This window comes from Burkholderia sp. BKH01, from assembly GCF_025685725.1.
GTDB lineage: Bacteria > Pseudomonadota > Gammaproteobacteria > Burkholderiales > Burkholderiaceae > Burkholderia > Burkholderia pyrrocinia_C.
Genome location: NZ_JAOTQT010000004.1, coordinates 432320 through 453387 on the forward strand (window position 1 = coordinate 432320; position 21068 = coordinate 453387).

The following is a 21068-nucleotide window of genomic DNA, read 5'->3' on the forward strand; positions in this document are numbered from 1 at the left end:
CTAGTCAAAGACGCAGATATTGCTGATGCGCGAACGCGGCCTGTGCATCGAAGCCGCCCGCCGGGTTCGAGGGCGGCGCATCGGGCGTGTCGCCGTTGGCCGCCGCGGTCGATTCAGGAAGCTCCCAGACACCCGTGCGATCCGCGTGCTCCTTCGCGAGCATCACGTCGTGCTGCCGCTCGAGCGCGCGCACGAGCGCGACCGCCTGCGCGGGGCTGCCGGCAGCGAGCACCTCGTCGGCGGCGAGCCGCCATTCCGGATCGCGCTTCAGTTGCAGTGCGAACGCGAGCAACGCCTTGCCGTAGATGGCGTTCGTCGTGCCGTTCGCGATCTCCGCGAACACGCGCACCGCGTCGTCGAAGTTGCCGAGCGCGACGTGCAGCATGCCGTCGAACATGTCGGCGGCGGGCAGTTGCGGCGCGAGCACGCGCAGCGCGTCGATCAGCAGGCCGATGTCGTAGGGGTCGGCGGTCGGGCCGTCGAGCGCGCCGCCGAGCGCGAGGTTCGCGGCGTCGATCAGTTCGTTCAGCGCCGCTTGGTTGCATCGCAGATAGGTCGGCCGGGATTCGTCCATGGTGTGCGCTCCGTGTCGCCGCGCGAGCGGCGCATGTCGTTGAGGAAATGGCGTATGGAGCGCAAGGTAGCAGCGCGCCGCGCCCGCCCGGCCGCCGATGCGAAGTGCGCGCGCGCGAGGCGAAGCGCCGCGCGCGCTTCGCGCCGGACGGCGCCGCTTCGGGTCGACGCGCGCGGCCGCCGCCACGTGTCGCTAACGTACGCGCCATGTCCGACTCTCGACAGGAACGGCGGCGATGGCCGAAGAGAAAACCGAAGAACCCTCCGAACGGAAGCTGAAGAAGGTCCGCGAGAAGGGCCAGGTCGCAAAGAGCAAGGACGTCGCGGACGCGGTGACGCTGGCCGCCGCGATCGGCGTGCTGACGGCGGGTGAATCGATGCTCACCGGCGGCCTGTCGCGCACGATCCGCACCGCGCTCGATTTCGTGAATGGCGAACGCACGCCGCAGGCGACGCTGTCCGCGCTGCACGACCTCGCCGCGAGCGCCGCGCTGACGATGCTGCCGTTCGTCGTCGCCGCGATCGTCGCGGGCATCGTGTCGCAGGCGCCGCAGGCGGGTTTCATGATCACGCTCGAGCCCGTGATGCCGAAGTTCGACGCGATCAATCCGATGGCGGGCATCAAGAAGATCTTCTCGATGAAGTCGCTGCTCGAGCTCGTGAAGATGATCGTCAAGGCGGTCGTGCTCGCGTGCGTGATCTGGAAGATGATGATGTCGCTGTTTCCGCTGGTCGTCGCGAGCGTGTACGAGGCGACGCCGCAGTTGTCGCGCGTGCTGTGGACCGTGCTGATGAAGCTGCTCGGCGTCGTCGCGCTCGTCGTCACGGTGTTCGCGGCGGCCGACTACAAGATCGCGCGCATGATGTTCATGCGCGACAACCGGATGACGAAGGAAGAGGCGAAGCGCGAGCACAAGGAGAGCGAAGGCGATCCGCACACGAAGGGCGAGCGCCGCCGGCTCGCGCGCGAGATCGCGACGAGCGCGCCGGCGCGGCAGAAGGTCGGCCAGGCGAACGTGCTCGTCGTCAACCCGACGCATTACGCGGTCGCGATCCGCTATGCGCCCGACGAGCATCCGCTGCCGCGGGTGATCGAGAAAGCCGTCGACGACGGCGCGCTCGCGCTGCGCCGCCACGCGCACGCGCTCGGCGTGCCGATCGTCGGCAATCCGCCCGTCGCGCGCGCACTGTACCGCGTCGAGCGCGACGCGGCGATTCCCGAAGAACTGTTTGAAACGGTGGCCGCGATCCTGCGCTGGGTCGAGTCGGTCGCGGGCGCGCGCACCGACGCCGCCGTTCCCTCCGCGAGGTCGTCATGACGCTGAAAACCCTCAAACTCCCCGCCGGCGGCGAGGTCGGCATCACGGTGCTGGTCGTCGCGATCGTCTCGCTGATGATCCTGCCGCTGCCGCCCGAGGTGATCGACGTGCTGCTCGGCATCAACATCGCGATCAGCGTCACGCTGCTGATGGTGACGATGTACGTCGGCAGCATCGTGTCGCTGTCGGTGTTTCCTTCGGTCCTGCTGTTCACGACGCTGTACCGGCTGTCGCTGAACATCGCGTCGACGAAGTCGATCCTGCTGCACGCGAACGCGGGCGACATCATCGAGAGCTTCGGCGAGCTCGTCGTCGGCGGCAATCTCGTCGTCGGCCTCGTCGTGTTCCTGATCATCACGACCGTGCAGTTCATCGTGATCGCGAAGGGCTCGGAGCGCGTTGCCGAAGTCGGCGCGCGCTTCACGCTCGACGCGATGCCCGGCAAGCAGATGAGCATCGACGCGGACCTGCGCGCGAACATCCTGACGCCCGACGAGGCGCGCCGCAAGCGCGCGACGCTCGCGAAGGAGAGCCAGTTGCACGGCGGGATGGACGGCGCGATGAAGTTCGTCAAGGGCGACGCGATCGCGGGGCTCATCATCACGCTCGTCAACATCGTCGCGGGCATCGCGATCGGCGTGATGTATCACGGGATGACGGCCGGCGAAGCGGCGAACCGCTTCTCGATCCTGTCGGTCGGCGACGCGATGGTGTCGCAGATTCCGTCGCTGCTGATCTCGGTCGCGGCCGGCGTGATGATCACGCGCGTCGCGGACGATCACGACGAAGGCGAAGGCACGTCGCTCGGCTCCGAGATCGCGAAGCAGCTCGGCGGCAGCTATCGCGCGCTGTACTTCGCGGCGGTGCTGCTGATCGGCTTCGCGGCGGTGCCGGGCTTTCCGGCGGCGCTGTTCGTGCTGCTGTCGGCGATTCTCGCGTTTTCCGGCTACCGGCTGCAGAAGGGCGCGCGCCGCACGACCGCGCGCGGCGAGCCGGTGATCGCGCTGCAGCGCGCGGGCGCGAAAAGCAGCACGCCGTCGATCCTGCCGCGCGCGCCGCTCTTCACGTGCGCGATCGGCGTGCGGGTGTCGCCGGATCTCGTCGCGCGGCTCGCGCCCGCCGCGCTCGATCGCGCGTTCGACGAGGAGCGCGCGAAGCTGCAGGAAGAGCAGGGGCTGCCGTTTCCCGGTATCACGCTGTGGACGAGCGACGCGCTGCCCGAAGCGACGTGCGAGATCCTGATGCGTGACGTGCCGCAGACGCGGCTCGAATTGCCGGCCGACCAGACGATGCTGCCCGACGCGGCGTCGGACCCGGCGCTCGCCGGCCGCTGCACGAAGCGCGGCCCGGCGGGCGGGCTCGCCGAGAGCTACTGGATCGACGACAAGGCGGTGCCGGCCGGCGCGCGCGCGTGGCGTGCCGAGCAGGTGATCGCGCACGAGACGATCGCGCTGTTGCGACGCAACGCGCATCTGTTCCTCGGCATCCAGGAAACCCAGTGGATACTCGACCAGCTCGGAACCGACTATCCGGGGCTCGTCGCCGAAGTGCAGAAGGCGCTGCCGACGCAGCGGATCGCCGACGTGCTGCGTCGCCTGCTCGAAGAGCACATCCCGATCCGCAACGCACGCGACATCATGGAGAGCCTCGTCGCGTGGGGGCCGAAGGAGAAGGACATGCTGATGCTCGCCGAATACGTGCGCGGCGACCTGTCGCGCTATCTCGCGTATCGCGCCGCGCGCGGCGCGCGGCAACTGCCGGCCGTGCTGCTTGATCTGCCGGTCGAGCAGCATATCCGGCAATCGATCAAGCAGACGCCCGCGGGCAACTTCCTCGCGCTGCCGCCCGAGCAGGTCCGCTATCTCGTCGACAGCGTCGCGTCGTTCGTCGGCGAGACGCCGCGCGACGACGTCGCGCTCGTCACGTCGATGGACGTGCGCCGCTACACGCGACGGATGATCGAGGCGCGGCTCGGCTGGCTGCCCGTCTACTCGTATCAGGAGCTCGGCGACCAGGTCGAACTGAAGCCGGTCGGCCGCGTGACGATGCCGGCGGCGGCCCACGCATGAGTGCCGCCGATCTGAGGCCCGTGCGAATCATCGCGGGCGAGCCTGCCGCCGGGCCGGACGGCGCGTGCGCGTCGCGCACGGCGCGGCGCGGCTTCGACTATGCGCAACTGATGCGGCGCTCGCGCGTCGCGCCGGCCGGCGAGCGCGCCGCGGCCGACGACGAGCGGCGACACGACGCGTCGATGCCCTGGCACGACGGCGCGATGCCGTCGTTCGAACGCGATCCGGCCGCGCTGCCGGACGCGGCCGGGCGCGAAGCGATGGCGCGCGCGTGCGCGGGCTCCGATGCGTTCGTCAATCAGGTGTTCGCGCAGCGCGAGCGGATGGTGCGCGTCGCCGAGGCGCTCGTGGCCGAGATTGCGGCGCTGTGCGGCGACGACGCGTCGGGCGACTGGGAGATCAGCCTGCCGCTCGACGCCGCGCTGCTGCCGGACACGGTGCTGCACCTCGTTCTTTCGCGTTTCGACTTGCGGCTTCGGTTCGAGACGCCGGACGCGGCGACGCGGCACTTACTCTGCACGCATGGCGCAACGCTGCACGCGCGACTCGACACGCTGCTCGCCCATCGCGGCGCGCCGCGCACGATCGAGATCGACGTCGACTGAGCGCCCGTACAACCGAACCCGACCGACCGCGACGATGGAACCCGAGACAATCGAACTGGAACTCGCCGCCGCCGCGCCGCGCGGCATCGACGCCGCGCTGCCGCTGCTCGCATGCAACGCGTTCGACGCGGCGCTCGCGCGCATCGTCGCCGATGCGCGGCTCGCCGCGTGGCTCGCGCGCTTCCCGGCGTTGTCCGACTGGCGCGCGGCGCCGGGCGAGCGGCCGCGTTTCGAGCGCCCCGGTGTGCTCGACCTGCGACTGAACGGCGCGACCGCGCGCGTCGCGATCGACCTCGCGGCGTTTCCGGCGCTCGACGTCGTCGCCGCGCCGACGCCCGACGCGCCCGGCGACGCGAGCGTGTCGCTGCGCACGGCGCTCGCGTCGACGCTGCTGGCGCCGCTCGTCGCCGCGTTCGCGGCGGCGGGGCTCGACGACGTGACGATCGGCGGGCTGCGCGCCGTGCATCCGGCGGCGCTCGACGCGACGCGCTGCGTGCTGTCGTTCGCACTCGACGGCGCGCCGATGCGCTGCGCGCTGCTCGACGCTCAGACGCCATGGCTCGACGCGCTCGCGGCCCGGCTGCGACGCGAGCGGACGGGCGATACGGCGAGCCTGCTCGCATGCATTCGCCTGCCCGGCCGCGTGCGGCTCGGCTCGCGCGCGCTGCCGCTGTCGGTGCTGCGCGGCCTGCGGCCGGGCGACGTGCTGCTGGACATGGTGCCGGCCGCGCTCGACGCCGTGCGGGCAGGCCCGCTGCACGCGTGGTGGGGCGCGCGTCGCGCGACGCAATGGCATGCAACCGTTCTGATCGAGGGAACCACGATGACGATGACCGAAACACCAGACACCGCCGACGATCTCGACGAGCCGATCGTCGCGGGCGACCTGCCGGCCGCCGCGCCGGACGAGGACGCTCCGCTCGCGGCGCCCGAGCCGGCCGCGCTCGGCGACGTCGAACTGCCCGTGCACGTCGAGATCGACACGCTGTCGCTGTCGATCGCCGAGCTGGCCGCGCTGCGGCCGGGCTACGTGCTCGAGCTGCCGCTCGCCGTGCGCGACGTGCCGGTGCGGCTGGTCGCATACGGCCAGGCGATCGGCGGCGGCAGGCTCGTCGCGGTGGGCGCGCATCTCGGCGTGCGGATCGACCGGATGGCGGGCGACGATGGTTCAGTTTAACGACATCACCGGCCTGCTGATCGCCGTGCTCGTAATGAGCATGGTGCCGTTCATCGCGATGGTCGTCACGTCGTACGCGAAGATCGTCGTCGTGCTCGGCCTGCTGCGCAACGCGCTCGGCGTGCAGCAGGTGCCGCCGAACATGGTGCTGAACGGCATCGCGATCCTCGTGTCGCTGTACATCATGGCGCCGATCGGTTTCGCCGCGCAGCAGCAGCTACAGGGGCAGGCGCTGTCGCCGCAGCCGACGCAGGCGATGCTGCAGGCGTTCGGTGCGGCGAAGGAGCCGTTCCGCCAGTTCCTCGCCGCGCACTCGCGCGAGCGCGAGAAGCGCTTCTTCCTGCGCTCCGCGTCGGTGATCTGGCCGAAGGCCGCGGCCGCGCAACTGCGCGAGGACGACCTGATCGTGCTCGCGCCCGCGTTCACGCTCGCGCAGATGACCGACGCGTTCCGCATCGGCTTCATCCTCTATATCGCGTTCATCATCGTCGATCTCGTGATCGCGAACGTACTGATGTCGATGGGGATGAACCAGGTGCAGCCGACCAACGTCGCGATCCCGTTCAAGCTGATGCTGTTCGTCGTGATGGACGGCTGGTCGACGCTCGTGCACGGCCTCGTGCTGACCTATTCCTGATGTCCCGATCCCGAGGAGGCTTGTCCGATGGAAATCGATGACCTGATCCGGCTCACCTCGCAAGGCATGATGCTGTGCCTTTACATCTCGCTGCCCGTCGTGCTCGTCGCGGCCGCATCCGGGCTCGCGATCTCGTTCCTGCAGGCGATCACGTCGCTGCAGGAGCAGAGCATCTCGTACGGCGTGAAACTGGTTGCGGTGACGGTGACCGTCGCGATCGCCGGGCCGTGGGCGGCCGCCGAGATCCTGCATTTCGCGCAGCAGTTGCTGGCGGCGGCGGTGCCGTCATGAGCCGCATCACGCGCGCGATCGCGCAGACCATCCACGCGGCGAAGCCCGATCCGCGACGACGCCGGCCGGTGCGCGCGCGCACCGCGACGACCTACGGCAAATACGGTACGCGCTTCACGTATTCGAACGGCAATCAGGCGGCCGCGCTCGCCGCGCGCAACCAGATGCTCGCGAAGCTGAAGCCGCGTCCGAAGGCGGGCGCCGCGGGATCGCGGCGGCGCCGGCGCGCCGACAGCCAGGGCGAAGCGTCCGATGCGGGAGAGGAATCGACGGTGCCGCACGCGCACGTCGCGCCGCACGACGAGCACGACCGGCATTCGGGCGGGCAGGGCGGCGGCCGGGAGCAGCGCGAGCAGGACGAACGCGACGGCGATTCGGCGAACGTCGCCGCGCTGCCGCGCGTGCGCGCGTCGCGAGCGCGTCCGGCGCCCGTGCCCGCTCAGCGCGCGCTGCGCGACGTCGCGCATACGCTCGCGGACCCGATGGAGCGCGAGCATGCGTTGCGGCATCTGTGGGCCGACATACTGCTCCAGCTCGGCCGGCGCGTCGATACCGAACCCAGCGCGCGCATCACGGCCGCGCTGCTGAATCACAACGCGGACCTGCTCGCTGCCCGCTTGCGCACCGGGCCGTGGACGCCGATCGGCTGGAGCGGCGTGAAGCAGTTGCTGCTCGACGCGATGCGAAGCGCGGGCGGTGCGCCGCGCGACGTGTCGGCCGCGCGTAGCGAGCGTGCGAGCACGCATTATTTTCTGCTGCCGCTCATCGTGTTCAACGCGGAGCGCCCGTCGACGAACGCGCAGCTCGCACGCGCGTATGCAAGCGTCGAGACGTTGCACAAGGGCGTGTTGGCCGCTCAGCATTCGTGAACGTCGCGGCGCACGCGACGCTTCGCAAATGCGGCGGCGAATTCGCGCGACGGACGACCCCCGATGCCGCGTCGAACTATTCTGGCTGCATGGACGAACGATGCGGCGCGATCGAACGGATGCACCGATCGCGATCGATTCGATCGACGCAAATGAAACACACGACGCACGGATAAGGAGCAACCGATGAAGCTGCTGCGGATCCTGACCGGCCTGCATGCCGGTGCGGAAATCGCGCTCGATGCCGGCGAGCACCGGATCGGCGCGGGCGACGACGCGGAGATTCGCATCACCGACTGGCGCGACGGCGATCTGCTGCTGTCGATCGATGCGCAGGGCGCAACCCGCGCACGACGCGCGGCGCCCATGCCGGCCGAGACGGCCGCCGATGCGTTCGACGCGGATGGTTCGCCGCTCCTGATGCTCGACTTCGTGCCGGTGCCGTTCGGCGAGACCGCGCTGTGCGTCGGGCCCGCGAACGGCGAGTGGCCGAGCGATCTCGAGCTGCTCGCGACCTTGTGGGCGCCGCCGCCGGGCGCCGATGCGGCGCGGCGGGGCGCGCAACGCAAGCTCGCCGCGTGCGCGGCGGCAGGCGGCGCGCTGGTCGCCGGCCTGCTTGCGATGGGGGCCATGCTGGCGAGCGCCCATCCGGGCGTGCCGCCCCCGGTCGAGCGTGCCGACGCGCTCGCGACGCGCATCGGCGCGGAGCTGCGGCGCGCGGGCTATGCGGAGCTGCACACGGCGCCGCGCGGCGCGATGGTCGCGGTCGCCGGGATGGTCGCGACGCCGGCCGACGACCTCGCCGCGCGCAAGCTGCTGGACCGGCTCGCCGCGCACCGCGTCGAGCGCCAGTACGACGTCGCGCAGGACGATGCGCAGAGCATCGGCGAATCGCTCGGCGTGTCGGGGGCGACGGTCGCGTATGCGGGGCAGGGGCGCTTTCGGGTGTCGGGCGTCGTGCGGGACATCGCGCAGCTACGCGCGGCGGTCGAGCGCGTGCGCGCCGACGTCGGGCCGAACGTGCGCGCGATCGACGTCGATGCACGCCAGTCCGGCGACGCACCGGTGCCCGTCGCGTACTCGGGGATGCTCGAGATCGGCGATGTGCGCTACATCGAGACGCCGGACGGCGTGAAGCACGTGTTTGCGGGCGCGTCGGCGGACGGCGCGCCGGACCTCAACTGACGGGAGAAGCGGCATGTACGAAGCATTGGAACGGGCAGCGGATGAATGCGGACCGCTCGAGCAGGCGCTCGGGGCGCCTGACGCGGCGATACGGATCGGCGTGCTCCGCCAGGCGCTCGGCGAGACGGCCGAGCGGGTGAGCGCGGCCACCGCGCAGGCGGCGAGCGACTACGACCGAGACGCGATGCAGAAGGTCTATCGCGGCTTGCTGGCGGCGCAGCGGATTGTCGCGACGTTGCACGAGGCGAACGCGGCGGCCGCATAGCGGCCATGGTTTCGCCGCGCAGCGTGCGGCGGCGGACGGAGCGGCGCGAGCCGTTCCCGACGATGCCGCACGCTGCGCGGCAAAAAAGCGGCGGGCCGCGACATGAAGCGGCGGCGCCGGAACTTTGTCAACGCGTGATCGAATCACGCACTTTCTGGAGAGTAATCATGTCGGCATTGGTAGGTGGTGCACTGGGCGAAATGACGAAGGACACGATGGCAGGCATCGCGTTTTCGAAGGCGGCAACGAAACTGCAGCAGATGCAGGAGATGACGAAGGCGGAGAACGACGTGAAGAAGCAGGCCACGAAGATGGTCAGCGACGCGTCGAAGCCGGCGCAGTAAGCCGGCTGCCATTCGGCATCGTGTTGGGCGGCCGGCGCGCGAGCGCCGGCTGTATTTTTTGGGGGACGCCGGATACCGGGGTGAAACTGTCATGAGTTGGGAACGTTATGCACAGGTCGTCGCGGAGGTATGCGCGGTTGTCGGCTTGCCGGACGTCGATTACGTGCTCGAGACGCGCACGATCGACGTCGAGGGCTTCGACGTGCGCATCGACTACTTCGACGAGGATCCGGAGTCGATGTACGTGAATTTCCATTACGGCATCGTCAGCGCGGGCCGCACGCTCGCGGTGTACCGGCTGCTGCTCGAGGCGAACCTGCTGATCTACGCGCAGGACCAGGCGCAGCTCGGGATCGACGCGGACACCGGCAGCATCGTGCTGCTGATGCGATTGCCGCTCACGCCGGACGTGACGGGCGAGACGCTCGCCGATCTGTTCGCGCACTATGCGGAGCACGGCCGCTACTGGCGGCAGAACATCATCGAATCGGGCGACGAGATGTTCAGCGGTATCGCGTCCGGCGAATATTTCTGGCTGCGGGTGTAGCGGAGCCCGACGGCGGCACGCGCAACCGGCGGGCCAATCGTAACGGAACGTCACAAATTGCTGCGCGGATCCGACGCGAACGAGACGATAGCGGCACGCATCCATGCGCTGCGCCCCGCGACGAGCGGTGGCGCGGCGCGCGGATCGAGCCCGAACTTCGTATTCGAACCCGCTTGCCGAGAGGATCCACCATGTTTTCGACACTCTATTTCGCCGCCGCCGCCGCGCTTGCCAATCCGGCGTCGAACGACGCCTACGCAGCGCGCGTGTTCGACGGCCGCTTCGCCGAAGCGGCCGCGCTCGTCGCCGCGCGCTGCGAAGCCGACCCGGGCGACCCGGCCAACGACGTGCGCGACGTCAGCGCGTACGCGGACATCCAGCTCGTGCTCGGCCGCTTCGAGGAGGCCGAGGACACTTTCCGCCGCGCGCTGAAGCTGCTGCGCGATTCGCGCGACCAGACGCGCGTGACGACCTGCCGCAACGCGAGCTGGCAGGCGTTCTTCCAGAATCGTTTCGGCGTCGCGCAGGCGGGCTTCCGGCGGATCGTCGACGATCGCGCGGCGAGCGTCGGGCAGAAGCTCGAGAGCCTCGTCGGCGCGTGCGTCGTCATGCATCATCTCGGCCGCGCCGAGGACGCGATGGTGGCGCTCGACGGGCTCGACGCAGCCGCTCGCGATGCCGATCCGCGCTGGCGGCAGCTCGCCGGCGCACTGCGCGCGGACTTGCTGCTGCAATACCGGATCGGTCGCGCCGACGCGCTCGGCGATCACGTTTACTGGCGCTCCGCGCTGGCCGATCTGCCGTTGTCGGCGTTCGCGGAAACGGGCGCGCCGGCGGCCGATGCCGACGCGCTGCCGCTGCTGCGGATGCGCGTCGACTACATGCGCCAGGCATGCGCGCTCGCCGCCGGCGACCACGCGGCGCTCGCGCGGATCGATGCGCATGTGAACTGGTGCGAGAAGACGGGCCTCGTCGACTACCAGCGCAGCGTGTGCCTGGAAGTCGCGCTCGCGGCGCTCGCGGGGCACGCGCCGAATGTCGCCAACGCGATGATCGCGCCGTATCGCGACGCGGCCGGACGCTGCGGCTCGCACGTGCGCTGGACCCTCGACTATCTGTACTGCGCGGCGAAGGTGTGCGAGCAGCAGGGGCGGATTCGCGAATCGTCGTCGCTGTATGCACGCTATGCGCTCGCCTCGGTGCGGCACGTGCGCTCGGACGGCGCGGCGCTCGCGCCCTCGCTCGCGGTCGCGCGGTGCGGCACGCACGCGGCGGCGCCGAGCGACGACGTCAGCGCGCGGCTGCCCGGCAAGTACCGGCGCGCGTATCGCTATTTGATGGAGCGGCTCGACCAGCGCGACCTGTCGGTGCGGGAGATCGCCGCGCACATCGACGTGACCGAGCGCGCATTGCAGGCGGCGTTCAAGACGTTTCTCGGGTTGTCGCCGAGCGAACTGATCCGACGGCAGCGGATGGAGCGGATTCGCGGCGAGCTGCTGTCGGAAGGGCCGCGCGCGGCGAGCGTGCTTGAGATCGCGAACCGCTGGGGGATCCAGCATCGGTCGACGCTGGTCAACGGCTATCGGCGGATGTTCGACGAGGCGCCTTCGCAGACCTTCGACCGGTGAGGACGCGGGGGCGACGCACAGCGCGTCGCCGCCGGTCGGCTGTTGCACACTGGGCGATCGTTCTGGCCGGGCGAAGCCGGGGCGCGGGCTCGCCGCGCCAATGCCTCACCGCGTTGCTTCGATGTCGCGTCGACGCATTACGATCGCGACACAGCCTTCTTGATCATGTCGATCAGTTTCATCTGGAAGCTGTTGATCATCTCCGCCACCGCGAGCAACTGGTTCGCGAAACCGATTGCACGCTGCAATCTGATCGTCTGCTCGGTCTCGTGATGGATCTGGTGGATGCTCGGCATCCCGGCCGCGGCAAGCGTCTGTGCATCGTGGGCGCCGTGTGCTTCATGCGCGGCGGCGGATGCGGGTTTCGAAGGCGGGGTGCCCGCAGCCTGCGATTGAGCGTGCGCGGCCCCGAGCGGCGACGGTTGCCCGTGCGCGGCTTGCGGTGCCGGTGGCGGATCGCTCAAATCGATGAGATTGCCTTCCGGCACATGTGCGGAATGAGGCACGGCCGGTTGCAGGACCGCATGATGCGCGACAGTCTGCAATTCGTCGGGCGTTGCCTCGAGCAGCGACGATGGCGTACCGGTGGGCTTCGTCGTGGAGGGCGGGTCGCTCAGGTCGATGAGGTTGCCTTCGTGCGGGTGTGCGGAATGAAGCACGACCGGTTGCAGGACTGGATGATGTGCCACCGTCTGCAATTCGGCGGGCGTGGCTTCGAGTAGCGACGCGTTGTTTCCAGTCGCTTCCGGCTTGACGGCGGTGCGCTTCAGTACCGACGCGTTCAGCGGACGGGCCTCGGGTCGAGACGTCGACTTGCCTTGCGGTCGCAAGCCTCCCAGCACGCCTGACGGCTTCGGTTGAGGAGCCGCGGCGCCGGACAGGGGCGCGCCGATCGACGGCGGGTTCTGCGAAGGCGGAGTCGAGCCCCCGGTTTGAATGGGGGATTTGATCGATACTGGCTGCACAATCCGGCTCCTGAAGAAGATAGACCTTGGCGCCCGACTGCCGCGCAATGGGCGCACTGGGCGACGTGGCGCCACTGTACGTCGACAGGCGCGCCGCGCCCGACCGCGGTGCGAAGCGATACACTCGCGCGCGAACGTCGCCGATGCGACGCGGCTCGCGGGATCGCGATTCGCATACGCCGCCGCGGCTTCGCGCGCATGGGGCACGCTCGCGCGTCGGCGCCCGACAATCGACGTGTCCATTCCCTGAACCGGAGCCGCCGATGAACGCCATCCGCCCACCCGAACTGATCGATACCGAGCGACTTCATCTGCGCCCGCTCACCGCCGACGACGCACGCGAAGCCTTCGACGCGCTGTTCGGCGATCCGGCGACGACGCTCGACCTGCCGTGGCCGATGCATCGCGGCGTCGACGAAACGCGCGCGTGCATCGGTCGTCTCGCCGAGGGTTGGCGCAGCGGCGCGTTTTTCAGCTGGGGACTGTTCGAGAAGCGCGACGGCCGTCTGATCGGCACCCTCGAGATGCACGGTCGCCTGCCGCGCGTCGAGATCGGGCTCGTGACGAGCTTCGCGCCGGGGCGCGTACGGACCCGCGCATGGTCGGAGATGCTGCGCAGGTTTCTCGACTGGCTGATCGCGCAGCCGGGCGTATACCGGATCGAGGCGTTCTGCTCGGTGACGGGCCGCGCCGCGCCGTTCATGCCGAAGCTCGGTTTCGTCAGCGAGGGCGTCGTGCGCAACTACGAGGCGCGTCCGAATCGCGGGATGAGCGCGGGCGACAGCTATCTGTTCGCGATCACCAGGGCGCCGGGGCCATTGGGCGAGGCCGTCGCGACCCGCGACGCGCAGGCGTCGGCGCGGCAGGCGGCGTGAACAAGCGAGGACCTTGCACGGGTGCGCCAGGGCGGCGGGGTGGCCGCGACGATCCGCGCCTACGCTCGCGCCGGGCATCGATTGCCTGCGCGCGACTCGTCGCGCCGCGCATCGCGGATTTCGTGCGGTCTCGCTGACTTTCGCCGGCGCGTCCGATCATTGACGGAAGTCGCGACGGAGATGCGGGTTCGCTGGGTCGAACGTCGCGCGTATCCGGGCTCTCGGCATTCCATTCGGGTTCGCGTGACACGGTGACGACCGATGTGCGGCTCGCCACGATCGCCGCAAACCGCAAACCCGCCCGATCTTCACCCCATCCCGCTCGCATGCACATGCCGCGCCCATTGATACCGGTCGAGCCGCAGCAGTTGCGAGATGCGTGCGGCGACGTCGCCGTCGTGCGCGCCGGCGCCCTCCGCGAGCTCATCCACTTTGAGGAACCGGCCGACGAGCACCGTCGACGCCCGATCCCCCGACAGCACCACGGTCTGCGCATAGCGCCGCCAATCGTCGTCTTGCAGCGCGTACAGGCACCAACTCTGCAGCGCCGTGCACAGCGGCGTGCCGCGCTCCTGGTCTTCGAGCGTGCGCAGAATGTGCAGCGCGCCGATCCAGTCGCGCCGGCTGATCCGCAGCCGCACGTCGCACAGGTCGACCGCGGCGTTGCGCGGCTGCAGGACGCGCAGCGCGATCAGCAGTTCGTCGAGGTCCGCGTGTGCGCTCGCGCGCAGCCCGACCGAAAAGGCCGAGAGCAGCGCGCGCAATGCGGCTTTGTTGCACGATTTGATCGCCATGTCGGTGCGATGCGTCGAGAAGAGATGATCCGTCGGCGATGATCGCCGTCGTACGCGCGCGAGCGGCCGGTGCGTGCGAAGCGACATCGTGCGTGGCGAAGCGATGCGCGCGTTGCGGCGGCGGCGCACGATGCGCAACCGATCGTTTCGGTCGCCGCGACGTCGCTTCGCGTGGTTCGCGGCGCGCGCGTACGCGCTGCCTAAGCTTGTCGTCGAACCGCGGGCGCATGAGCGCCGTGCGCGTTCTGTTCCCTTTCCTTCAGTCGATTCACATTCATAGCGAGACGATCATGAGCGTTAACGGCATTACATCGACGACTATCCACCCGTCGCAGTTCAACTCCTCGTCGACGTCGTCGAGCAGCCGCGATCAGAAGATCGACAAGCTGCTCCACGAAATCGAAGCGCTGCTGATGCAGGACGATTCGGGCGACGGCGACGACACGGACATCGGTGGCGATTCGAACGGCAACACGCCGACGGGCAACAACACCCCGACGAACCACGTGACGACGTCGACGGGCGACAAGCCCGGCGAAGACATGCGCGACGTCAAGCTGAACACGAAGGCGGGCGGCGAGGCGCTACACCTGAAGATGGACTCGCAGGGCAACCTGTACAACGGCAGCGGCAATTCGGTCGGCGTCGTCGACAAGGACGGCAACGTGAAGCTGAACTCCGGTGCGACGAAGGAGCTGGAGCGCCTCGAGACGGGCGGCAATCCGTTCATGAACGCGAACGTCGGCAAGCGCGGCGCCGGCGGCAACATGGAGTTCACGCCGGACGAAGTGACGGTGAGCGCGGGCGACGTCGACCAGAAGAACGACTTCTGACCGCGCGGGCGGCGCGGCGCGGCGGCACTGGACACGCGCTTTCGAATCGGTGCACACTGCGCGCTCGCGCCGCCGCGTCGCGGCCCGTCCAATCATTCGCGGACCGCGACGTCCGCCGGAGTCGAACTTGATCGTGTCGCAACGGGCCGACGCCCGAATCCTCGAGGTGATGCAGGCCCGGCAGGCGTGGGGCACGCTCGCGCTCGACCGCGACGGCGCGATCGTCGCGGCCACCGAGCGCGCGCACGCGCTGTTAGGCCGCACGCTCGCCGCCGGGCTGCCGCTGCACGCGCTGCTCGGCGACGCGGCGGGCGCGGATCCCGCCGCGCTGTTCGACACGCTCGAACAAGGATTCGAATTCGAAACCGACGACGCGATCCTGTGGCTGACGCTGCAGCCGGTCGAGCACGATCCGGCGATCGCGGCGACGGTCACGGTCGCCGACGTCACGCCGCTGCGCCGCGCGCTCGACGAGCGCGTCGCATCGCTGCGCTTTCTGGCGCACGACCTGCGTTCGCCGCAGAATTCGATACTCGCGCTGACCCAGTTGCACGACGCCGATCCCGACGCGTTCGCCGCGTGCGGTGGCCTCGAACGGATCGCGCAACTCGCGCGGCACGCGTTGCTGCTCGGCCAGGACTACCTCGTCGCGTCGGCGGCGGACGATCTCCGGCAGCGCCATTTCATGCGCTTCGACCTGCGCACGATGCTGCGTGAGCTCGTGCCGAAGCTCGAAGTGGGCGCCGTCTATCGCGGCGTCGCGTTGCAGCTCTGGCTCGACGACGCCGTACCGCTGTGGTTGCGCGGCGCGCGCGTATTCGTCGCCCGCGCGCTGCAGAACCTGATCGACAATGCGGTGCAGGCGTCGCGACAGGGCGCGCGCGTCGAGATCCGGCTGCACGTGCGTGACGCGCACGCGGAAGTGACGATCCGCGATTGGGCCGGCGGCCTGCCGGGCCTCGCCATGGACGGACGCATGACCGATTTCGCGCCGCTCGCGAAGCGTGGCTCGATGGGCTTCGGCCTCGGGCTGCAGCTCGCCGCGCAGGTCGCCGCCGCGCATGCAGGCACGCTGTACGCCGAATCGAATCGCGGCGTCGGCACGGCGTTCGTGATGCGCTTGCCGATGCCCGCGCCGGCAGGCGCGGCAGCTTCGGCCGTGCCGGACGGCATCGCGCGCTGGCGCGCGAGCGTCACGCCCGACGGCTGAGCGCCGGCATCCTTTTCTTTCCTTTTCGCTTGACGAGCCCTATTTCCGCGATGTCCGAACCGAACATGCAGCGCACCGTGCAGCAGCCCAAGCAGATCGTCGTCGTCGAGGACGATCCGGTGCAGCGCACACTGCTCGTTACCTGGCTCAAGGCCGAGGGCTACCGCGTCGAGGCGTTCGACGACGGGCTCGACGCGCGCCGCTTCCTCGGCGACAGCTGGGCCGATCTGCTGGTGCTCGACTGGGACCTGCCCGGGATGACGGGCGAGCGGCTGCTCGGGTGGGTGCGTGGCCGCGCGCGCTCGATCGTCCCGGTGATCTTCCAGACCGTGCATTCGGACGAAGAAGACATCGTGAAGATTCTCGACGCCGGCGCGGACGATTTCCTGATCAAGCCGCTCGAGAAGCAGACGCTGCTCGCGCGCGTGCGTGCGTTGTTGCGGCGCTTCGCGGCGCTGTCGGTCGACAGCGGGCGCATGCAGCTCGGCGGCTGCGTGTTGTCGCGCGCGACGCTGACCGTGTCCGACGGCAGTGCGTCGCACGCATTCAGCGCGAAGGAGTTCGACATTCTCTGGCATCTGGCCGAGCATCCCGGCGCCGTCGTGCAGCGGCAGGATCTGTTGCGGCTCGTGTGGGGCGCGGAAGCGTCCGCGCAGACCCGCACGGTCGACATGTACGTGAGCCGGCTGCGCAGCCGGCTGAAAGCGGCGGGCCTCGGCTGGACCGTGCATGCGGCGTACGCGACCGGCTACCGCCTGAACCTGGGTGCGGACGCCGAGCCGGCGGATCGCGCATCGTGACGCGGCGCGCGGCCGCGTCGGCTGCCGCCATCGCGCTTGCGCTCGCGAGCCATGCGCCGGCGCTGCATGCGGTGCCGCTCGCGTGGCCGCTCGCGCGCTTCGACTATCGCGTCGGGCCGGTGAGCGCCGCCGCCGCGTTGAGCGAACTGAGCCGCCGCTCGGGCGTCGCGATCGACGTGGACGCAGGCGCGTCGTGCCGGCTCGACGTGCGCGAGGCGCTGCCGCCGCGGCGTTTTGTCGACTGGGTTGCGCGCACGTGCGGACTTGCGGCGTACTACGACGGCGCGGTGCTGCAGCTCGTCGCGCCCGATGCGTTCGAGCGTGCGGCGGTGCGGCTCAATTACGCGACGCCGGCCGAGCTGCGCGCGACGCTCGCACGGCAGCGGATCGTCGACGAGCGCTGGCGGCCCGGCTATGACGACGCGGCGCGGATCGTGCGGGTCGCCGGCCCGCCGCGCTATGTCGCGCTCGTGCTCGCTGCCGCGCGCGCACTCGACGAAGCCGCGCAGGCGCGCGTGCCGACCGAGACGCGCGCGTTCAGGCTGCATGCGCGCGCGGCGGCTGACCGCGCCGTGCGAGGCGCCGCGGGCGATGCGTCGCTGCCGGGGCTCGCGACGCGGCTGCGCCGCCGGCTCGAGCAGGACGGCGTCGCGCCGCGCGCGGTGCCCGGCGTGCGCGAATTCACGGCGTCGCTGCCGATAGTCGACGCGGATGCACGCTCGAACACCGTGCTGATCCGCGACGTGCCCGCGCGGCTGGCGCGCGATGCACGGCTCGTCGCGCAGCTCGATACGCTGCCCGCGTCGATTCGGATCGATGCGTTCGGCGCGACGCTCGCGCACGCGCAGATCGACGCGCTCGGGTTGCGGTGGCGCGACGACACGCAGGCGTCCGTATCCTCCGGCGCATCCGCCCCGCGCGTGGCGATCGCGCCCGCGCCGGACGGCTGCGCGCCGATGCGCGCGCGCGTCGCCGAGCTTGCCGCGCACGGCGACGCATCGATCGACGCCGACGGCTCGACGCTGACGCTCCCCGACGACAGCGCGGATTTCGGCCGTCTGCGGCAGGTGTTCGTCACGTCGGGCAACAGCGATGCGCGATCGCTCGACGCGCAGCGGAACGGATTCGCGATGCGGGTTACGCCGCGCGAGACCGCGCAGGCGGGCCGTTATGCGCTCGACATGCGGATCGTCGAGCGCTGGGCGGACCGCGACAGCCGCTCGGCCGGCGCGTCGTCGCCGCGCGAAACCGTGTCCGGCGCGACGCTCTCGGCAGGGGAATGCGTGGCGCTCGCGCTGCCGCTTGCCGCTGGACATGAGGCGCAGCGGCTCGTGCTGGTGACGCCGCGCGTGACGTCCGCCGATCCCGTGCGCCGGCCGCCGCCGGCATCGCCGACCGCGCAGGCGCGACGCGCGCCGGCCGCGACAAGCGCAATCGCCAGCTTCCCCGAAGCCGCGAAGCGCGCGACGCAAACGCGCGAGACGTTACGCGCGCATTCGCCGGCAACGCCGCCGGACGGCCTCGGCCTCAGCACGCAGACGCGCCTGCTCGGCAATTGATGCAAACTCCACGCATTATTAAACGACGGTCTCGCATGATTTAGACGCGCGACGACAATCGGATTTTTAAATGAATTTCACCAGTCGATTAACACGGGATTTCGCGTGTTTATACGATTGTTTCCGATTTTAGATCGGCATGAGAAATACCGGATCGGATGCGCGCCTAACGATTAACAATCGACTGCATCATTTCATTCAGCTCGATCCGATTGTAAGTCGCCCGTAACGCGTCTTTCGTCGAGATCCGGTTGCGGGCCGCGAGCGCGGCGAGGTCGTCGTTCAGGGAGCGCGACATGTTGTCCTCGCGGCGCCGCAGGAACTCGTTGACGAGGTGCAGCTTCGTCGGATCCACGATCAGCTTCGCGACCTGGTTGTTGTTGTTGAACAGCAGTTCGCTCGCGAGCACGAGGCTTTCGCCGTCCGCGCTCGGCACGAGGCTCTGGCAGACGATGCCGATCAGCGATTCGGCGAGCGCGACCGCGTGCCGGTCGCGCTGCTCGACCGGAAAGAACGACAGCAGCTTGTTGAGCGCGCTGACCGCGCTGCCCGTGTGCATCGTCGCGAGCACGAGATGCCCCGATTCGCCCGCTTGCAGCAGCGTGTCGGCCGTCTGCGCGTCGCGCACCTCGCCGACCATCACGACGTCCGGCTTCTGCCGCAGCGCCTCGCGCAGCCCGTGCGGGAAATTCGGCGTGTCGGTCGGCACTTCGCGTTGCGAGATGATCGACTGGCGGCGCTCCAGATAGTATTCGATCGGCTCCTCGATCGTGACGATATGCGTGTTGCGCGTCGCGTTGATGTGCTCGAGCAGCGACGCGATCGTCGTCGTCTTGCCCGAGCCCGTCGGGCCCGTGACGAGGATGATGCCCTTCGTGTTGTCGAGCATCGAGCGCACGTAGACGGGCAGGCCGAGTTCCTCGAGCGGCAGCGGCTTGAGCGGCAGCCGGCGCATCGAGATCACGATCTTGCGGCCGCCGCCCGCGCGGTATACGTGGCAGCGCAGCCGGCAGCGCGTGAGGACGAACGGGCGGTCGAGCGTGCCTTGACGAAGCGCGGCTTCCCAATGCTCGTCGATCGCGTCGAGCAGCGGCCGCATGTCGTCGAGGAGCACCGGTTCGTCGCTCGTCTCGACCCAGCCGCGCGGCGTCTTGATCGTGACGGGGCGGTCCTGCTCGATGTGGATGTCGGTGAACATCTGCTTCAGGTCGATCAGGCCGAGCACTTCGCCCGCGAGATCGCGCAGCGGGGCGGCGGCGGCATGCTGGTTCATCTTGGCAGTTCGAATGAATGGATTGGGCGGCGCATTTCGCGCGGTGAAAGAGGAAGTTGAATGGTCTATTTAATTTTGCATGCAAACTAGCTTTTGTCAAACTGTTCGGGGTATATTTGCCGCGCAATAATCACTTCAATAATGCGACTGCGTGCGTAGACCTATTATGTAACGCTGCGGTAATCCCATGTTCGGAAAGCCATTTCCGGCCGCGCAGGCGGTCCGAGGCGTCGGACGCGGCATCCGGGATCATCGAGCAGCAAAGCGCGGGGGCCAGCGGCGCACGGCAGCAGTCGAGTAACGAGGACAATCATGATGCACGGCGCTACGGTCGCCGCGGCCGCGTTCATCGCGACCGCGCTTTTTGCAACCGATTGCGCGGCGAGCGGCCCGACCGCCGGCACCGATCCGGCGATCGGCGGCCCATTTGTCGAGCGCTTCGATCACGCACCGCTGACGGCAACGCGCGTCGACGTCGTGCGCGCGGTATCGCCATCGGCGTCAGCCGCGGCCGCGCCGACCACGGCCGCGCGGCCCGCGTCGCTGCCCGTTGCGGACGCACCCGTCTGGGACGTGCGCGCGTCCGACGGCACGATCCGCGGCGTCTTGTTGCGATGGGCGCGCACGGCGGGCTGGCAGCTCGTCTGGGATGCGCCGGTCGATTTCAGCATCGACGCGCAGGCGACGCTGCGCGGCTCGTTCGAGGATGCGCTGCAAGTGCTCGTCGCGAGTCTCGGCCGCACGGCGACGCCGGTCCAGGCGATTCTCTATCAAGGCAATCACGTGTTGCGCGTCGTCGCGCAGGGAGCGGGCTGATGCGCGTCTTTTTCGTCATTTCGTTACTGGCCGCCGCGCTGCTGAGCGGCTGCACCGGGCTGCGCAGCGGCATCGAGCGGGACGTGCGACGCGATTCGGATGAATCCGGCGCGCTCCTCAAGCGCACCGCCGACGGCGACAACAGCGTGCACGCGCTGTCGCCCGTCGTCGTCGACAACGGCCTGTGGGTGTCGGCGGGCGCCGTGAAGCTGCAGAGCCGCGAACAGCTCCCCGCGCTATTCGACGAGCCGGCGTCGTTCGACCGCGCGGTCTCTTCGTTATCCGAATTCGCCGAGCAGATCACGCGGCTCACGCAGGTACCGACGCAGGTCGCCGCGAGCGCGCAGCAGGCGGCCGCGCGTTCGCAGCAAGGTGGCGGCGCGGACGGCGTCGCGCGCGGCGCACCCGCGTTCCTCGACGCGGCGGGCGGGCGC

Annotated in this window: 22 protein-coding genes and 1 pseudogene; 19 read left to right on the forward strand and 4 right to left on the reverse strand. The window is 69.5% G+C overall.

The annotated features are described in order from the left end of the window. Positions 1 to 4 precede the first annotated feature (4 nt). Positions 5 to 574 (reverse strand): HrpB1 family type III secretion system apparatus protein, encoded by a 570-nt coding sequence (locus OEJ37_RS09765; RefSeq protein WP_174416996.1) that lies wholly within the window; start codon positions 572 to 574, stop codon positions 5 to 7. A 235-nt stretch (positions 575 to 809) separates the two neighbouring features. Between OEJ37_RS09765 and sctU the strand changes: the two genes are divergently transcribed. From sctU to OEJ37_RS09825, 12 genes are all read left to right on the forward strand, one after another. After that, on the forward strand, positions 810 to 1892 hold the full coding sequence (sctU, locus tag OEJ37_RS09770) for a type III secretion system export apparatus subunit SctU (protein WP_175920101.1): 1083 nt from the start codon (positions 810 to 812) through the stop codon (positions 1890 to 1892). After that, the gene (sctV, locus tag OEJ37_RS09775) at positions 1889 to 3961 is read left to right on the forward strand and encodes a type III secretion system export apparatus subunit SctV (RefSeq protein ID WP_072436860.1); all 2073 of its coding nucleotides are present in this window, start codon (positions 1889 to 1891) and stop codon (positions 3959 to 3961) included. Before sctU ends, sctV begins: the two co-directional genes overlap by 4 nt. Then, complete coding sequence (sctP, locus tag OEJ37_RS09780; RefSeq protein ID WP_174416994.1) at positions 3958 to 4566, forward strand: type III secretion system protein SctP; 609 nt, start codon at positions 3958 to 3960, stop codon at positions 4564 to 4566. Before sctV ends, sctP begins: the two co-directional genes overlap by 4 nt. Positions 4567 to 4600: 34 nt before the next feature. Further along, entirely contained in the window at positions 4601 to 5743 is a 1143-nt protein-coding gene (gene sctQ, locus OEJ37_RS09785; RefSeq protein ID WP_263344143.1) for a type III secretion system cytoplasmic ring protein SctQ, read from the forward strand. Next, positions 5730 to 6380, forward strand: coding sequence for a type III secretion system export apparatus subunit SctR (gene sctR, locus OEJ37_RS09790; protein ID WP_010109702.1), 651 nt, complete (start codon positions 5730 to 5732; stop codon positions 6378 to 6380). Before sctQ ends, sctR begins: the two co-directional genes overlap by 14 nt. Before the next feature lie 27 nt (positions 6381 to 6407). Continuing rightward, entirely contained in the window at positions 6408 to 6671 is a 264-nt protein-coding gene (gene sctS, locus OEJ37_RS09795; protein WP_174416992.1) for a type III secretion system export apparatus subunit SctS, read from the forward strand. After that, complete coding sequence (locus OEJ37_RS09800; protein ID WP_263344144.1) at positions 6668 to 7540, forward strand: type III secretion system protein; 873 nt, start codon at positions 6668 to 6670, stop codon at positions 7538 to 7540. Before sctS ends, OEJ37_RS09800 begins: the two co-directional genes overlap by 4 nt. Before the next feature lie 186 nt (positions 7541 to 7726). Then, the gene (gene hrpD5, locus OEJ37_RS09805) at positions 7727 to 8725 is read left to right on the forward strand and encodes an HrpD5 family protein (protein ID WP_263344145.1); all 999 of its coding nucleotides are present in this window, start codon (positions 7727 to 7729) and stop codon (positions 8723 to 8725) included. Positions 8726 to 8738: 13 nt separating this feature from the next. Beyond that, positions 8739 to 8990 (forward strand): type III secretion protein, encoded by a 252-nt coding sequence (locus tag OEJ37_RS09810; protein ID WP_174384132.1) that lies wholly within the window; start codon positions 8739 to 8741, stop codon positions 8988 to 8990. Positions 8991 to 9157: 167 nt separating this feature from the next. Beyond that, the gene (locus OEJ37_RS09815) at positions 9158 to 9334 is read left to right on the forward strand and encodes a hypothetical protein (RefSeq protein WP_006762820.1); all 177 of its coding nucleotides are present in this window, start codon (positions 9158 to 9160) and stop codon (positions 9332 to 9334) included. Positions 9335 to 9425: 91 nt separating this feature from the next. After that, positions 9426 to 9881 carry a CesT family type III secretion system chaperone gene (locus OEJ37_RS09820; protein ID WP_174416989.1) on the forward strand — a complete coding sequence of 152 codons (456 nt, stop codon included), beginning with the start codon at positions 9426 to 9428 and terminating at the stop codon, positions 9879 to 9881. 191 nt (positions 9882 to 10072) lie between these two features. Further along, positions 10073 to 11509 carry a helix-turn-helix transcriptional regulator gene (locus OEJ37_RS09825; protein WP_174416988.1) on the forward strand — a complete coding sequence of 479 codons (1437 nt, stop codon included), beginning with the start codon at positions 10073 to 10075 and terminating at the stop codon, positions 11507 to 11509. A gap of 137 nt (positions 11510 to 11646) precedes the next feature. Here the strand turns inward: OEJ37_RS09825 and OEJ37_RS09830 are convergent, their stop codons facing one another. Beyond that, positions 11647 to 12474, reverse strand: a complete 828-nt coding sequence (locus OEJ37_RS09830; protein WP_263344146.1) for a hypothetical protein — start codon at positions 12472 to 12474, stop codon at positions 11647 to 11649. Positions 12475 to 12737: 263 nt separating this feature from the next. Between OEJ37_RS09830 and OEJ37_RS09835 the strand changes: the two genes are divergently transcribed. Then, complete coding sequence (locus tag OEJ37_RS09835) at positions 12738 to 13349, forward strand: GNAT family N-acetyltransferase (protein ID WP_263344147.1); 612 nt, start codon at positions 12738 to 12740, stop codon at positions 13347 to 13349. A gap of 308 nt (positions 13350 to 13657) precedes the next feature. Here the strand turns inward: OEJ37_RS09835 and OEJ37_RS09840 are convergent, their stop codons facing one another. Continuing rightward, complete coding sequence (locus OEJ37_RS09840; RefSeq protein WP_006761741.1) at positions 13658 to 14143, reverse strand: HrpB1 family type III secretion system apparatus protein; 486 nt, start codon at positions 14141 to 14143, stop codon at positions 13658 to 13660. A gap of 227 nt (positions 14144 to 14370) precedes the next feature. Here OEJ37_RS09840 and OEJ37_RS09845 point away from each other — a divergent pair, with 227 nt between their 5' ends. The 4 genes from OEJ37_RS09845 to OEJ37_RS09860 all read left to right on the forward strand — a co-directional run bounded on the left by OEJ37_RS09845 (position 14371) and on the right by OEJ37_RS09860 (position 18545). Beyond that, positions 14371 to 14976 carry a hypothetical protein gene (locus OEJ37_RS09845; protein WP_174417223.1) on the forward strand — a complete coding sequence of 202 codons (606 nt, stop codon included), beginning with the start codon at positions 14371 to 14373 and terminating at the stop codon, positions 14974 to 14976. Between the two features lie 133 nt (positions 14977 to 15109). Further along, positions 15110 to 16186, forward strand: a complete 1077-nt coding sequence (locus OEJ37_RS09850) for a sensor histidine kinase (RefSeq protein WP_175920152.1) — start codon at positions 15110 to 15112, stop codon at positions 16184 to 16186. A 50-nt stretch (positions 16187 to 16236) separates the two neighbouring features. Then, on the forward strand, positions 16237 to 16986 hold the full coding sequence (locus OEJ37_RS09855) for a response regulator transcription factor (RefSeq protein WP_174416986.1): 750 nt from the start codon (positions 16237 to 16239) through the stop codon (positions 16984 to 16986). Further along, positions 16983 to 18545 (forward strand): secretion protein, encoded by a 1563-nt coding sequence (locus tag OEJ37_RS09860; protein WP_263344148.1) that lies wholly within the window; start codon positions 16983 to 16985, stop codon positions 18543 to 18545. The genes OEJ37_RS09855 and OEJ37_RS09860 overlap by 4 nt, the downstream gene beginning before the upstream one ends. Before the next feature lie 166 nt (positions 18546 to 18711). On the opposite strand, the gene OEJ37_RS09865 is transcribed toward OEJ37_RS09860, so the two are convergent. After that, positions 18712 to 19818 (reverse strand): type IV pilus twitching motility protein PilT, encoded by a 1107-nt coding sequence (locus OEJ37_RS09865; protein ID WP_263344149.1) that lies wholly within the window; start codon positions 19816 to 19818, stop codon positions 18712 to 18714. A gap of 312 nt (positions 19819 to 20130) precedes the next feature. On the opposite strand from OEJ37_RS09865, the gene OEJ37_RS09870 reads away from it, so the two are divergent. Both OEJ37_RS09870 and OEJ37_RS09875 read left to right on the forward strand, forming a co-directional pair. Beyond that, a complete protein-coding gene (locus tag OEJ37_RS09870) occupies positions 20131 to 20634 on the forward strand; it encodes a toxin co-regulated pilus biosynthesis Q family protein (protein ID WP_263344150.1) in 504 nt (167 codons plus the stop codon). Further along, positions 20634 to 21068, forward strand: a pseudogene (locus OEJ37_RS09875) (PilN family type IVB pilus formation outer membrane protein); the annotation flags it as partial. The gene OEJ37_RS09870 and the pseudogene OEJ37_RS09875, both read left to right, overlap by 1 nt.

Bases quoted from the DNA above. Each gene is read 5' to 3' on its own strand.
- OEJ37_RS09765 (WP_174416996.1), bottom strand. From the start codon at position 574: ATGGACGAATCCCGGCCGACCTATCTGCGATGCAACCAAGCGGCGCTG.
- sctU (WP_175920101.1), top strand. From the start codon at position 810: ATGGCCGAAGAGAAAACCGAAGAACCCTCCGAACGGAAGCTGAAGAAG.
- sctV (WP_072436860.1), top strand. From the start codon at position 1,889: ATGACGCTGAAAACCCTCAAACTCCCCGCCGGCGGCGAGGTCGGCATC.
- sctP (WP_174416994.1), top strand. From the start codon at position 3,958: ATGAGTGCCGCCGATCTGAGGCCCGTGCGAATCATCGCGGGCGAGCCT.
- sctQ (WP_263344143.1), top strand. From the start codon at position 4,601: ATGGAACCCGAGACAATCGAACTGGAACTCGCCGCCGCCGCGCCGCGC.
- sctR (WP_010109702.1), top strand. From the start codon at position 5,730: ATGGTTCAGTTTAACGACATCACCGGCCTGCTGATCGCCGTGCTCGTA.
- sctS (WP_174416992.1), top strand. From the start codon at position 6,408: ATGGAAATCGATGACCTGATCCGGCTCACCTCGCAAGGCATGATGCTG.
- OEJ37_RS09800 (WP_263344144.1), top strand. From the start codon at position 6,668: ATGAGCCGCATCACGCGCGCGATCGCGCAGACCATCCACGCGGCGAAG.
- hrpD5 (WP_263344145.1), top strand. From the start codon at position 7,727: ATGAAGCTGCTGCGGATCCTGACCGGCCTGCATGCCGGTGCGGAAATC.
- OEJ37_RS09810 (WP_174384132.1), top strand. From the start codon at position 8,739: ATGTACGAAGCATTGGAACGGGCAGCGGATGAATGCGGACCGCTCGAG.
- OEJ37_RS09815 (WP_006762820.1), top strand. From the start codon at position 9,158: ATGTCGGCATTGGTAGGTGGTGCACTGGGCGAAATGACGAAGGACACG.
- OEJ37_RS09820 (WP_174416989.1), top strand. From the start codon at position 9,426: ATGAGTTGGGAACGTTATGCACAGGTCGTCGCGGAGGTATGCGCGGTT.
- OEJ37_RS09825 (WP_174416988.1), top strand. From the start codon at position 10,073: ATGTTTTCGACACTCTATTTCGCCGCCGCCGCCGCGCTTGCCAATCCG.
- OEJ37_RS09835 (WP_263344147.1), top strand. From the start codon at position 12,738: ATGAACGCCATCCGCCCACCCGAACTGATCGATACCGAGCGACTTCAT.
- OEJ37_RS09840 (WP_006761741.1), bottom strand. From the start codon at position 14,143: ATGGCGATCAAATCGTGCAACAAAGCCGCATTGCGCGCGCTGCTCTCG.
- OEJ37_RS09845 (WP_174417223.1), top strand. From the start codon at position 14,371: ATGAGCGCCGTGCGCGTTCTGTTCCCTTTCCTTCAGTCGATTCACATT.
- OEJ37_RS09855 (WP_174416986.1), top strand. From the start codon at position 16,237: ATGTCCGAACCGAACATGCAGCGCACCGTGCAGCAGCCCAAGCAGATC.
- OEJ37_RS09865 (WP_263344149.1), bottom strand. From the start codon at position 19,818: ATGAACCAGCATGCCGCCGCCGCCCCGCTGCGCGATCTCGCGGGCGAA.
- OEJ37_RS09870 (WP_263344150.1), top strand. From the start codon at position 20,131: ATGATGCACGGCGCTACGGTCGCCGCGGCCGCGTTCATCGCGACCGCG.